Source organism: Xanthomonas sp. NCPPB 2922, from assembly GCF_041520885.1.
GTDB lineage: Bacteria > Pseudomonadota > Gammaproteobacteria > Xanthomonadales > Xanthomonadaceae > Xanthomonas > Xanthomonas campestris.
Genome location: NZ_JBGOFY010000006.1, coordinates 60,712 through 74,110 on the forward strand (window position 1 = coordinate 60,712; position 13,399 = coordinate 74,110).

The following is a 13,399-nucleotide window of genomic DNA, read 5'->3' on the forward strand; positions in this document are numbered from 1 at the left end:
CATGCGCACGGTGCTGCGCCAGCGCCTGCTGCTGGCTGCGCAGACCGATGCGCAGGCTCAGTTGCACGCAGGCAGTTGGGAAACCCGCTGCCTGCACTGCCGGCGCCGCCTGTCGGTGCGCACCGATGGCGAACCGCTCGGGCACACCACACTGGAACACGTGGTGCCGCAGGCCTGGTTTGGCCGCCGCGCGGCAGCGCCGCTGTGCGCCCAGGTGGGAGACGACCCCAACGACGCACGCAACCTGGCGCTGGCCTGCGCCAGCTGCAATCACGCCAAGGGCCGCCGGCACGATGCCAACGGCGCAGGCGACGCACGGGCCGTTGAGGTGGTGACGGCCTTGCTCAAGGCGCGGCTGGCGCGCTGGCGGCCTGTGCCGCTGGCACCAACGCCCTGACTTCGGCGGCACTGAGCAGACGCCAGCTGCCCTTGCTCAGTTCGCCCATCGCCAACGGGCCGATCGCCACGCGCACCAGGCGCAGCACACCAATCTCCAGTGCCGCGAGCAAGCGACGGATCTGCCGGTTGCGGCCTTCATCCAGCACGATTTCCAGCCAGGCGTTGCGCTCACCCTCGCGCAGCACACGCACCTGCTTGGCGCGCAGCAGGCTGCCATCGCTCCCGGGGTCGGTATCGGCCACGCCGTCGTGCATGCGCGCCAGCTGCAGCGCATCCGGGCGGCAATCCACCTGGACGTGATAGGTCTTGTCCGGGCCGGTCGCCGGGTCGGTCACGGCGGCGGCCCATTGCGGGTCGTTGCTGAAAAGCAGCAACCCCTCGCTGGCCTTGTCCAGCCGCCCCACCGGTGCCAGCCATGGCAGGCCGGCGCCGTCGAAGCAGCGGTAGACGGTGTCCCTGCCCTGCTCGTCGCGCACCGTGGTGACCACGCCACGCGGCTTGTTGAGCATCAGGTACAGCCGCGCGGGTCCGGCCAGGGGCTGACCATCGATGGCAATGCCGTCGTGTTGATCGGCGCGCAGCGGGAACTCCGGATCGCGCACCACCCGGCCCGCTACGCTGACCCGCCCATCGGCAACCCAGCGCGCAGCCTCGGTCCGCGAACACACGCCCAGCTTGGACAGCACCCGCGCCAGACCATGCCGCGGCGTGGGTGTGGCGCTGCCTGCACCAGCGCGCGCGCCAGCGGGCGCCTTGCCAGCACGGCGTTGCCGGGATGCTGCCGGCGCATGTCGCCGGGGCATCGCGTCCGCTCCGGGGCTTACTTGTTCTCGACCGGCTTGGCGTCGGCCGCCGGGGCCGGCGTCGCTGCCGCAGGCGCTGCGCCGGCAACCGGACGCGCCTTGACCACGCGCACGCCGCGCGCCTTCATCCAGGCGTCGAACTCTTCGGCCGTCATGCGCTTGCCGTTCTGGCTCATGTCAAAGCGCCACGGGGTGTTATCGAACGCGGTGGTGGCCTTGTAGGCCGCCGGATCGTTCGGATTGACGGTGCCGCCCGCCGGCATCGCCTTGGCCAGGTCCTGGCAGCCTTCCACGCGCAGACGCAGCAACACGCGGTCCACCGACTGCTCGCTGGTGTAGGGCTGCGCCAGCACGCCGGTGGGCATGCCCAGCTGCACGCTGCGGGTGTAGAACTCGGCGGCCGCCTGAGCGATCACGGTGGCAGGCAGCGGCAGTGGCTGGGACACCGTGCTGCCAGTGCAGTTCGGAGCGGCGTAGGCGGCGGGAATCAAAGCGAGACAGAACAGTCCTGCCGTAGCGGTACGCAGCATCGTGAATTCTTCCAATGGATGGTATGTCGACGCGGCGAGTGTAGGCAGCGATGAACGCCGTTTCAACCGGAACCGTGCATGGATCGCAACACAGACAGGATTTGTGCCGCAGGGCGGCGCGATTGCCGCCCCCCACAAAGACAAAACCCGGCACGAGGCCGGGTTTTGTATGAAGCAGCTAGCAGTCCAATTAGTTCTGGACGTTCAGCTCGGTACGACGGTTCTTCGCACGGCCTTCCGGATTGTCAGAACCATCCGGGTTGGCGTTCGGAGCAATCGGACGGCTCTCGCCGTAGCCGATCGGGCCAACCAGACGCGACGCATCAACGCCGTTCTTGGTCAGGTAGTCATACACGGTCGTCGCGCGACGCTCGGACAGCTTCTGGTTGTACGCGTCGGTGCCCTTCGAGTCGGTGTGACCGGCAACCTCGACCTTCAGGTCGGGATAACGCTTCAGGATCTCGGTCGCTTCGCTCAGGATCGACACAGCGTCCGGACGCAGGGTCGACTTGTTGAAGTCGAAGTTCACGCCCTTCAGGTCGATCGACACAGGCACCGGGCAGCCGTCCGGACCGATGGTCTGGCCAGGCTGGGAGGTCGGGCACTTGTCGTCGCAGTTGTTGACGCCGTCACCGTCGTCATCCAGATCGGCGCAGCTCGGAGCAACCGGGGCCGGAGCCGGCGGCGGAGCCGTCGACGGAGCAGGTCCCAGCGGGATCACGACGCCGACCGAAGCCAGCACGTCGCCGAACCAGTCTTCCTGCGGAGCAGCAACGCTCTGGTCATTGAAGTCGGCGCGGTAGGCCAGTTCGGCACGCACGGCAACGCGCTTGTCGAAGGTGGTCTGCAGACCCACACCAGCCTTGGCGGCAAAGTTGCCGTCCTTCTGCTGGCCCGGCGAAACCGGGTTCGGGGTGGCGTCGAACTCTTCTTCCGAACGCTGATAGCCCAGACCGAACAGCAGGTAGGGGTTCCAGCCGCGGCCTTCGGCGATGAAGTGGCGACGCAGGTCGAACGAGATGCCGTACTGGCTCCAGTTCTGGTCCTGGTTGGCATCGAAGTTCGGGTTCTGATAGTTCAGCTCGCCGTCGATCGACCAGTTCGGGCTAACGAACTTGCCCAGACCCAGGGTGACGAACGGAGCATCATTGGTCAGACGATCGCTGTCCTGGAAGTTGAAGCCAGCGCTACCGGTCAGGTACCAACGGTCATCGAACTCCTGCGCGGAAGCAGCCTGGGCAACCGCCAGACCGCCGAGCAACGCGGCAGTGAGAATTTTCTTGTTCATGTATACAGCTCCTTCTTTGGGAGATAAACCGATAGAGGCGTTGTTCTTGGTAAAAGATGCTCGTCACATCCAGAGCCATCGGGGCGCAGATTAAGCCGGGCTTAGTGAAGATCGCGTTAACGGTCATATAACATGTGAAAGCAAATGCCGCCCGCCGCAAACGCTGCTAATCCTACGTATACAGCTTTATGAGGAGTGCGACCGGGCGCCCAGTTCGGACATGCAGTGCAGATGAACGCCACCCCAATTTATCCAGTTGAATACGTCGGTTGAACGCCTTGGGCAGGTGCGTGAAGACCGTGTCCAAGTGCACGTTGGTGAACGGAAAGGCCCGCCCGACCTGAATTTTGGGGTTGGTGGTTGCGGGGAACTTCCCACACAACGCACCCTGAACTCCCCACCAGGAGCGCTCCGATGAAAGCCGTCGCCCTCACCCATTACCTCCCGATCGACGACCCCGCGTCCCTGCTTGACATGGACCTGCCAGCGCCATCCGCACCGGCCGGGTATGACTTATTGGTACGTGTCGAAGCGGTGTCGGTGAATCCGGTCGATACCAAGCTGCGCGCGCCCAAGGCGCAAACCCTTGCCGCACCGAAGGTGCTGGGCTTCGACGCCGCTGGCGTGGTTGAAGCCGTGGGCCCGGACGTCACCGCGTTTGCGGTCGGCGACGAGGTCTATTACGCAGGAGATAGCGGGCGCCAGGGCAGCAACGCCGAATATCAGTTGGTGGATGCGCGCATCGCCGGCTGCAAGCCGACGTCGCTGAGCTTTGCGCAGGCCGCCGCGATGCCACTGACCACGCTTACTGCGTGGGAGTTGCTGTTCCAGCGCATGCCGTTCGCGTTCGACGGCGTGCGCAACCGTGGCAAACACCTGTTGATCATCGGTGGCGCGGGCGGCGTGGGATCCATCGCCATCCAGTTGGCGCGGCATGCGGGCTTCACCGTCATCGCCACCGCGTCGCGGCCGGAAACCGTTGAGTGGGTCCGGCAGATGGGCGCGCAGCATGTGATCGACCACCACCAGCCACTGCACCCGCAGTTGCAGGCGATCGGCCTGGAACAAGTGGATGCGGCGCTCAACCTGGCCGATACGGACCGCTACTGGGCGCAACTCGGCGAGATCCTGGCGCCGCAGGGGCATGTGGGGCTGATCGTGGAGCCACGCGGCCCGTTGCCGATTGGCGACCCGTACAAATCCAAGTGCATCGGCATCCACTGGGAGCTGATGTTCACCCGTGCGCGCTATGCCACGGACGATATGGTCGAGCAGCACCGCATTCTCAATCGCGCGGCCAGCCTGATCGATGCCGGCGAGCTGCGCACCACCCACACCGAGACACTTTCGCCAATCTGTGCGCAGACCCTGCGCGAGGCGCACCGCCGCCTGGAAAGTGGCAGCACCATCGGCAAGCTGGTGGTGGCTGGTTGGTGATGGCAGTTGCGCTCGCGGCCAGGTAAGCCTCAGTTACGTGCTTAGGGTTGCGGGTTGCGGGTTGCGGGTTGCGGGTTGCGGCATGAACGTGCCCTCCCGCCCGCCAAAAAAAGCTATCGCGACAATTTTTGCCGGTCATGGGCTGGCTTGTTTCAATCTAGGGCAGCCCCGAGTAAAGGCGTTCGCGCCCAGGTGCACTCCTACGTGGTCCAGATTGCCTTTCGACAGCGAGCGGTGGCCAGTCCTCGACGGAGGACGCGGCGAATACTCGACACCGTAGCGATCTACGTGTTGCGTGCCTGCCTGGAACAACCAGACGCGCTCCACGTCGTAGGAGCGCACCCGGGCGCGACCGGCAGGAATGGCCAAGTTTGGCCGGATGGATGCACAGCACCCTTCCGCCACCCAACATCTTCACGAGCAACACCAGCAGCGCCGCTCAGACGCAACTTCCGACAACCCGCGCAAGGCATGCAGCCGCACGCTGCCGCGGAAGATCGAGACAAGCCCGCCTAAACCCTGCCCACGCGCCTCTCCGGCACCGCCGACAGCCCCACACCCGCACCCAGGGCTTGCCGACGCGGCCGTTTGCCTGCATCGTGCGCACTCCGTACGCCAGCGTATCCTTAGTTATGTCGCCCGCCACCGGCCTGTCCGACTCCCCTTTCCCGCACCTGTTCGCCCCGCTCGATCTGGGCTTCACGCAACTGCGCAACCGCGTCCTGATGGGCTCGATGCACACCGGGCTGGAAGACCGTGCGCGCGACTTCCCGAAGCTGGCCGCGTATTTCGCCGAACGTGCGGCCGGCGGCGTCGGGCTGATCGTCACCGGTGGGTTCTCGCCAAATGTCGTGGGGTGGCTCAAGCCGTTCGGCGGCAAGCTGTCCTGGCCGTGGGAAGTACGCCCGCATCGGCAGGTGACCGCGGCGGTGCATGCGCACGGCGCCAAGATCTGCCTGCAGCTGCTGCACGCCGGGCGCTACGCATACCACCCCTTGTCGGTGGCACCTTCAGAGCTCAAGGCACCGATCAACCCCTTCACGCCGCGGGCGTTGTCGGCTGGTGCGGTGGATCGGCAGATCGGCGCCTATGCACGCGCCGCACGGCTGGCGCGCGAGGCCGGCTACGACGGCGTGGAAGTGATGGGATCGGAAGGTTATCTGATCAATGAATTCACCGCCGCGCGCACCAATCAGCGCAGCGACGCCTGGGGTGGCGATGCCGCCAAGCGCATGCGGTTTGCGGTGGAAATCGTGCGCCGTATCCGCGAGGCCTGCGGGCCGGACTTCATCATCATCTACCGGTTGTCGCTGGTGGATCTGGTGGACGGCGGCAACCAGTGGCAGGAAATCGTGGCGCAGGCGCAGGCGATCGAGGCCGCCGGTGCAACCATCATCAACTCGGGCATCGGCTGGCACGAGGCACGCGTGCCCACCATTGCCACATCGGTACCGCGCGCGGCCTTTGCCGGCGTCACCGCCAAGCTCAAGCCGCACGTCGGCATCCCGGTGGTGGCGACCAACCGCATCAACATGCCCGAAGTGGCAGAGCGCATCCTGGCCGATGGCGCGGCCGATATGGTGTCACTGGCACGCCCGCTGCTGGCCGACCCGCAATGGGCTAACAAGGCCCGCGCCGGGCAGCCGCACACCATCAATACGTGCATCGCCTGCAACCAGGCTTGCCTGGACCACGTGTTCGAAAACAAATTGGCAAGCTGCCTGGTCAACCCGCGTGCCGTGCACGAAACCGAACTGGTCTACACACCGACCACCGCGCCCAAGCGCGTGGCCGTGGTCGGTGCGGGCCCTGCGGGCCTTGCCTGCGCGACCGTGGCTGCCGAGCGCGGCCACCAGGTGACCCTGTTCGATGCGGCCGATGAAATCGGCGGGCAGTTCAATGTGGCCAAGCGCATCCCGGGCAAGGAAGAGTTCCAGGAAACCCTGCGCTATTTCGACCATCGCCTGCAGGCCACCGGCGTACAGCTGCGGCTGCGCACGCAGGTGCAGGCAGGCGACCTGCAGGCATTCGACGAGATCGTGCTGGCGACCGGCATCGAGCCGCGCCGCGTGGATTTTCCTGGTGCGGATCATCCGATGGTGGTCAGTTATCTGGACGTGGTGCTGGGCCGGCATGTGGCGGCCGACAAGGTCGCCATCATCGGCGCGGGCGGCATTGGCTTCGATGTCGGCGAATTTCTGGTGCACAGCGGTGTGTCGCCGTCGCTGGACGTGGCGCGCTGGATGGCCGAATGGGGTGTGGACCCCAGCTTCGAAACGCGTGGCGCACTGGCCAAGCCGCAGCCGGAACCGCCGGCACGCCAGGTCTGGCTGTTGCAACGTAGCCCGGGGCGCCCCGGCGCGCGTCTGGGCAAGACCACCGGCTGGATTCACCGCGCCGCCCTCAAGGGCAAGGGCGTCAAGATGCTCGGCGGGGTCGAGTATCTGGGTGTGGACGACACCGGCTTGCGCATCCGCGTGGATGGCAGCGAGCAAGTGCTCGACGTAGGCACGGTGGTGGTGTGTGCGGGACAGGAGCCACGCCGCGAGCTGCTCGCAGCCCTGCAGGCGCTCGGCAAGCAACCGCATCTGATCGGCGGTGCCGACGTGGCCGCGGAGCTGGATGCCAAGCGCGCGATCAACCAGGCCAGCCGGCTCGCGGCGCAGCTGTAGCGCTGCACGCCCAGTACTTCGCCCCGCCCTGTCGTGCCTCGACGCGGCGGGCGAACGGGGCATTCATCGGCTGCCGCCAGGACACTGGCGCGGCAAGTCGAGCATTTCTTCTCCCTGACGCGGCGCTGCGCTATAACGCCGGCATGCACGCGCCCCGCCCCCTGCCTCTCCTGCCGGCTCTGCCGGCGGCAACGCTACTGGCCTATGCCGGTGCGCACTTCGGCAAGAGCCTGCTCTGGTACACCGGCGAGCTCCTGCTGATCTTCGCGCTCACTGAGCATGCCGGCCTGGATGCAATCGCAGCAGGCTGCGCGGTGGCAGCTGGCCTGCTCCTCAGCGCGGCAATGGGCCTGCTCGCCGCGCGACGTTGGGGCGCGGGCACCAGCCTGGCCTGGGCGGGGCGATCACAATGGCGCGGCATCGCGCTGGCGGCACTGAGCTTGTTGTTGCTGTTCCTGGTGCCGCTGCTGCCGGCCGGCACGCGCCTGGGCTGCGTGCTGCTGCTCAGCCTGCCCTTCCGTGCTGCCTACGCGGTGGGCGACGTCGCACAGAATGCCTTGCTGGGGCTTGGGCGTTGGCCCTGGCGCGGCGCGCGCGGCGTCAGCGCGCTACGGCTGATCGGCAGCGGCCTGGCAGCAGTGTCGATCAGTGCGGCGATCGGGCTGGTGCTGCAGAGCCACCAGCCGTCAGCACCCTGGACCGCGTTGATGGTGGTTGCGGTGGTCAGCAGCATCGCGCTGTTGTCGGCTGCGTGGCTGCGTCAGGCATTGCGCCCTTACACCCAGGCGCTTGCCCCAGCGCCACGCACAGTGCCGGTGACAGGTCGGCAGGCCGATCAGCTGTCGACGTTTGCAGTGATGGCGCTGCTGTGCTGTGCCCTGCCCACCTTCACCAAGTTGGCGCCCTATCTCGCGCAATCGCGCATCGGTGCGCCGGGCTGGAGCAGCGCCATCCTGATGGGCTACGCACTGGGAACAGTTGCTGTGCAGCCACTGGCCGCACGCTGGCGTACTAACGCCCTGACGCGTCTTGCAGGCAGCGGCGCGGTGCTGGCGGCTTTGGGGATGAGCTTTGCGGCCGGTGCAGGTCATGCGCTGTGGCTGGACACCGCCATGGCCTTCGGCATGGGGATGGCAGGCGGCAGCGCCGGGCAATGGGTCTGGGCGCGCCATGCCGAACTGTCGTGCCAGCAGCCGGCACAGCATGCCGCCGGCGTCGCGCGACTCACCGCCTGCGCGCAGGTGGCATTGGCAATGGGCAGCATCTTGATCGGGCTGATGCTCAATCTCGGGGACGGCCACGGGCGTGGTCACGTCGACCTGGCCTGGGCCATGGCAGCGGGCCCGATGGTGTGCGGAACCGGCTGTCTGCTGCTGGCGTATGCCAACGGGCTACGCAATCGACTCAACCGAAGACCGCTTGCAAAATCGGGGCTCGAGCCGCGCGCTTGATCGCATTGCCCTGTGGCATGCAGTGCATACGAATTCGTAGCGAGCCACTGAGTTGACTGCCATGCCCCTGATTGGTCAGACAGCTCGCTTGGCCTTAGCAAGCGGCATCCATTGCAGCAGCGATCAACGGAACATGCATGCTGGATCTTCGGAGTGATTGCATGGCATGCAACACATGCTCTCTCATCGCTGCGCTGTGCAGCGTAGGCGACATGCCGAGTTCTCCATCGCCGCAACTGCCCAAAGACGAAGAAAACTCTTTACTTCGATTTCGTTCTCGCCAACCGCAACGATCGCAGCGACCGCACCTTTCACCAATTGCAGCGTACTTATATCTACTTGAAGCTGGCTTCTTTGCGTCGAGCGACACGGTGTTGGTGCGAACCACTGCCTCTGTGGCTGCTGCATTTTTGAGCACACTACAAAGCAGGCAATTCGCCTGAGCAATGCGAGCAACCTGCCGAACCAGATCGCGATGTACACGCTGACAGTTTGGACAGACGACTCACCTCGAGCAATGATCCGCGTGCGGCTTCTTCTCACCTGTGTCATGGCATCTCATTGCTTGGTTGCCAATGAGCAAGAACCGTTGTCGACATTCAACGCAGTGCCCATCGCGTGAATTCAGAGCCAGCAATCTGGTTCACCTGGGACCAGATAAAACGATGTCGACTTGCAAGCACCAGCATGCAGAAAGGACGTCGTTTGTCGCCGCACTTCGATCAAGCTTCGATTGAACACGCCGCAAGCGCTGCACGCGCCAGACATTCCAGAGCATAAATCATCATCTGGACACAGCAACCCCGCTCACCGTGGGAAGTTGCTAGGCGACTTCGTACGACAACCCAACAACACTGACGAAATCTGCGATCGCGTGATCGGCAACATTCGGTCTGCGCGTGAAGCACGCACCTACGACGTTCATCACTTCGAACGGAAGAACAAGGCCGAAGCGACAACATGCAGCTTCAACATCGCCACGCCAGACCGTCGATATGAGTCAATCAATTGCTCGCTACCAAACAACCCGCACCGCGCCGCATAACGAGAACATGATCGGAGCACACGCAACACACATGCCCGACTAGCCAAGAGATGACGTCCTGCTGCAGTCGTCGCCGCATAACGTACTGGCCACTGAAAGGTGGCAAATCGTTGCGCGCGTTTGCAGACATCTCAATGCACAACGTCCTACACAGAACAGGCAGGCTACAGACGACATCAACAGAGACATTGGCTGCACCTGCTGGCAGCAGCGCAACAGTGCACACGCCGCACCACAGTTGCCTTACCGCATAACCTCAGCAAATCACGTCACTACATAGCTCGTAAGCTTCACAGCAAACCACATGTGCAGCCAACGTGAATTCCCGCACGTCATCGGTGTGATTTCACGAAGACATCTGTGCAACGCGCGCAAATTATTTGCATCAGCACCGCGTCGCTACAGCAATGCGACGCGCACTGCGCGCTGCGGTGCAGAGACGGTCATCGCCACATCGCTGATCCAGCAAGCAATGACCGCCGTCAACCCCGCCCATTCAGCCAAGATTGTGTGATCGGCGCCTACCTTGCGCCAACTTTTTGACCCGCCTGATTCGGCGGGCACCTTCGGCAGATTCTTCCTTTCGCCGGAGACCGGGCGGCCCGTGACAGGTCGCCTCCCCATGACGCCAAGCCTCCCGCACTGGTGTGTTCGCATTGGACACCCTGTGGATGGGCCCATACGGAGCAAGGAGTTCTATGAAACTGGCCTGGATACTTTGGCTGTCGCAATTATTGCCGCAGCCTGCAGCAGATTCGTTGTGTTTGAGTACCACCGTGTACCTGGAAGCGCGTGATCAGACCTTGCGTGGTCAGCAGGCGGTTGCGGAAGTTGCACTGCGTCGCCTGGACAGTGGTCTGTGGGGCGATTCGATGTGTCAGGTGGTGACCGCGCGCAAGCAATTCGCGCCGACCATCGTGTCACCCGGCACCCAGCTGAAGAACGACGATGCCTGGAACAAGGCGTTGGACGTGGCGCTGGCTGCGGAACGCAATTGGGCGCTACCGGTAGGCCAGCGCAAAGAAATCGTGCCAGGCGCAAGTCACTTCGCTGCCAGCGCCATTGCCAGCCCGAGTTGGCGCAATGCGTATCAGGTGGCCACCATCGGTGACCATACGTTCTACCGCGTGCAGAAACTGCGGCCACGCACCGCGTCCTGACGCGCGCCACGCAGCACGCGATGCCGCTAAGCTTGCGTCTTCGCTCCTGTGTGGACTCTCCATGAAGCTGTATACAAAACCGGGCGCCTGCTCGCTCGCAGATCACATCGTATTGCGCTGGTCCGGCCTGCCGTTCGAACTCACTGTGGTCGACGCGGCCACGATGAAGTCGCCTGATTATTTACGCCTGAATCCGGCCGGCGCGGTGCCGCTGCTGGTAGTCGACCAATGGGCACTGACCCAGAACGCGGCGATCCTCAACTATATCGCCGACACCGCACCGCTGACCGGCCTGGGTGGCGACGGCACCGCGCGTAGCCGCGCCGAGATCAATCGCTGGATCGCCTTCGTCAACGCCGATCTGCATCCGACCTTCAAGCCGCTCTTCGGCAGCACGGCGTATCTGCAGGACGACGCGCTGATCCAGCGCAGCCACGAGGATGCGCACACCAAACTGCGCACGCTCTACACGCGTGTGGATGCGCATCTGCAGGGCCGCAATTGGTTAGCCGGCGACACGCATACCGGCGCCGATGCCTACCTGTTCGTCACCTTGCGCTGGGCGCACAAGGCCGGCGTGGACCTGTCTGGCCTGAGCGCGCTCGATGCGTTCTTCCAGCGCATGTTGGCAGATGCAGACGTACAAGCCGCACTGCAAGCCGAAGGCTTGAACTGATCGCGCGTGCAGCAACTGCACGTGATCGTGCACCCAAGGCAGCACTCAGAACGCCGTGCACTAGATGAGTGACCACAAAAAAACGCCGGGCAATGCCCGGCGTTTTTCTATCTCATCGCAGCAATCACTCAGCCCAGCAGATGCGACACGCCGCTGCGCTCTTCTTCCAGCTCGGCCAGGGTCTTGTCGATGTACTTCTGGCTGAAGTCGTCGATCGGCAGATCCTTGACCAGGGTGTACTGGCCGTTCTCGGTGGTGACCGGGAAGCCGAAGATCACGCCTTCCGGAATGCCGTAGGAACCGTCGGACGGCACGCCCATGGTGACCCACTTGCCGTTGCTGCCCAACACCCAGTCACGCACGTGATCGATGGCGGCATTGGCAGCCGATGCGGCCGACGACAGCCCGCGCGCTTCGATGATCGCCGCGCCGCGCTTGCCCACGGTCGGGATGAAGGTGCCGGCGTTCCATTCCTGGTCGTTGATCGCATCGCCGATGGACGCGCCATCGGAGGTGGCGAAACGGTAATCCGGATACATGGTCGGGCTGTGGTTGCCCCATACCACCAGCTTCTCGATGCCGCCGACCGGCTTGCCGAGCTTGAGCGAGAGCTGGCTCAGCGCACGGTTGTGGTCCAGGCGCAGCATGGCGGTGAAGTTCTTCGGGTTCAGATCCGGCGCCGACTTCATCGCGATGTAGGCATTGGTGTTGGCCGGGTTACCGACCACCAGCACCTTGACGTCACGCTTGGCGACCTTGTTCAGGGCAGCGCCCTGCGCGGTGAAGATCTTGGCGTTCTCCAGCAGCAGGTCCTTGCGCTCCATGCCCGGGCCGCGCGGACGCGCACCGACCAGCAGGGCAACGTCGATGTCCTTGAACGCCACTTCGGCGTCGTCGGTGCCGACCATGCCGGCCAGCAGCGGGAACGCGCAGTCTTCCAGCTCCATCATCACGCCCTTGAGCGCGGCCTGGGCCTTTTCGTTGGATAGTTCCAGCAACTGCAGGATCACCGGCTGGTCCTTGCCCAGCATTTCGCCGGAGGCAATGCGGAACAGCAGGGCATAGCCGATCTGGCCGGCAGCGCCGGTCACAGCAACACGAACGGGTGCTTTCATGGGGTGTTTCCTCTGCTAAAAAGCGTTGGTGGGGGTTGCGCGCTGGCGTGGCACGGGGCCTGGCGGCGCTTTGACAAGCGAACGGCCGCACGTGGCGGCCGTTCGGCGGGGTGAGATCAGGCGGCGAGGATCTTGTTCCACTCCGCAACGCGGTCGGCCTTGGCGGCCAGCACGGCGTCGGTGTCGCCTTCGATGGTGAGCGTGTTGATGGTATCGCCCTGGGCAACGCTATCCACCACGTCCAGGCCCTGGGTGACCTTGCCGAACACGGTGTGCTTGCCGTCCAGCCACGGGGTGGCGGTGTGGGTGATGAAGAACTGGCTGCCATTGGTGTTCGGGCCGGCATTGGCCATGGACAGCACGCCGCGCTCGTGGCCGACGCCATTGTTGGCCTCGTCTTCGAAACGATAGCCCGGGCCGCCGCGGCCGGAACCTTCCGGGCAACCGCCCTGGATCATGAAGTCGGCGATGACGCGGTGGAAGCTCAGGCCATTGTAGAAGCCGCGCTTGGCCAGATTGACGAAGTTGGCCACGGTCAGCGGTGCCTTCTCCGGATACAGCTCAACAACGATCGGGCCGCGGGACGTGTCGAAAGTGGCGATCAGGGACATGGAAATCCTTGCAGGTTCTGAGGTGATCAACAGCCCATTAGGATACACCCGGGCGCGTGGACGACCGCGCGGTTACGACCATGGTCCAAGGCCGTCGCCGGGTCGGCAATCGAGCCGCCATCACGCTGCCTGAATGGGCGATCTGAATCGACTTGCGCCAAACCGCAACGGCACGGCAACGAAACAGCTATAATGTTGGGCTTACCTCATCT

12 protein-coding genes are annotated in these 13,399 nt (G+C 64.4%); 7 read left to right on the forward strand and 5 right to left on the reverse strand.

What is annotated here, in order from left to right; translation table 11 throughout:
- Position 1 precedes the first annotated feature (1 nt).
- A complete protein-coding gene (locus tag ACD584_RS09285; RefSeq protein ID WP_076036305.1) occupies positions 2-397 on the forward strand; it encodes an HNH endonuclease in 396 nt (131 codons plus the stop codon).
- Here the strand turns inward: ACD584_RS09285 and ACD584_RS09290 are convergent.
- The 3 genes from ACD584_RS09290 to ACD584_RS09300 form a co-directional block, all read right to left on the reverse strand.
- Complete coding sequence (locus tag ACD584_RS09290) at positions 345-1,202, reverse strand: pseudouridine synthase (RefSeq protein ID WP_076036306.1); 858 nt, start codon at positions 1,200-1,202, stop codon at positions 345-347. The genes ACD584_RS09285 and ACD584_RS09290 overlap by 53 nt on opposite strands.
- A gap of 17 nt (positions 1,203-1,219) precedes the next feature.
- Positions 1,220-1,732: a hypothetical protein gene (locus ACD584_RS09295; protein WP_076037778.1), complete on the reverse strand. Its 513-nt coding sequence runs from the start codon at positions 1,730-1,732 to the stop codon at positions 1,220-1,222.
- Positions 1,733-1,922: 190 nt separating this feature from the next.
- Positions 1,923-3,020: an OmpA family protein gene (locus tag ACD584_RS09300; protein WP_011036149.1), complete on the reverse strand. Its 1,098-nt coding sequence runs from the start codon at positions 3,018-3,020 to the stop codon at positions 1,923-1,925.
- Positions 3,021-3,434: 414 nt separating this feature from the next.
- Here ACD584_RS09300 and ACD584_RS09305 point away from each other — a divergent pair, with 414 nt between their 5' ends.
- The 6 genes from ACD584_RS09305 (at position 3,435) to ACD584_RS09330 (ending at position 11,461) form a co-directional block, all read left to right on the forward strand.
- Entirely contained in the window at positions 3,435-4,457 is a 1,023-nt protein-coding gene (locus tag ACD584_RS09305; protein ID WP_076036307.1) for a zinc-binding alcohol dehydrogenase family protein, read from the forward strand.
- Positions 4,458-5,089: 632 nt separating this feature from the next.
- Positions 5,090-7,129: an NADPH-dependent 2,4-dienoyl-CoA reductase gene (locus ACD584_RS09310; protein WP_076036308.1), complete on the forward strand. Its 2,040-nt coding sequence runs from the start codon at positions 5,090-5,092 to the stop codon at positions 7,127-7,129.
- Positions 7,130-7,272: 143 nt separating this feature from the next.
- Positions 7,273-8,580: a hypothetical protein gene (locus ACD584_RS09315; protein ID WP_076036309.1), complete on the forward strand. Its 1,308-nt coding sequence runs from the start codon at positions 7,273-7,275 to the stop codon at positions 8,578-8,580.
- Positions 8,581-9,929: 1,349 nt separating this feature from the next.
- The gene (locus ACD584_RS09320) at positions 9,930-10,139 is read left to right on the forward strand and encodes a hypothetical protein (protein ID WP_014506829.1); all 210 of its coding nucleotides are present in this window, start codon (positions 9,930-9,932) and stop codon (positions 10,137-10,139) included.
- Positions 10,140-10,323: 184 nt separating this feature from the next.
- Positions 10,324-10,785 (forward strand): cell wall hydrolase, encoded by a 462-nt coding sequence (locus ACD584_RS09325; protein ID WP_014506828.1) that lies wholly within the window; start codon positions 10,324-10,326, stop codon positions 10,783-10,785.
- A gap of 61 nt (positions 10,786-10,846) precedes the next feature.
- Positions 10,847-11,461, forward strand: a complete 615-nt coding sequence (locus ACD584_RS09330; RefSeq protein WP_076036311.1) for a glutathione binding-like protein — start codon at positions 10,847-10,849, stop codon at positions 11,459-11,461.
- 128 nt (positions 11,462-11,589) lie between these two features.
- Here the strand turns inward: ACD584_RS09330 and ACD584_RS09335 are convergent, their stop codons facing one another.
- The gene (locus ACD584_RS09335; protein WP_011036142.1) at positions 11,590-12,576 is read right to left on the reverse strand and encodes a malate dehydrogenase; all 987 of its coding nucleotides are present in this window, start codon (positions 12,574-12,576) and stop codon (positions 11,590-11,592) included.
- 116 nt (positions 12,577-12,692) lie between these two features.
- Positions 12,693-13,187, reverse strand: a complete 495-nt coding sequence (locus ACD584_RS09340) for a peptidylprolyl isomerase (RefSeq protein WP_010368631.1) — start codon at positions 13,185-13,187, stop codon at positions 12,693-12,695.
- Positions 13,188-13,399 lie beyond the last annotated feature (212 nt).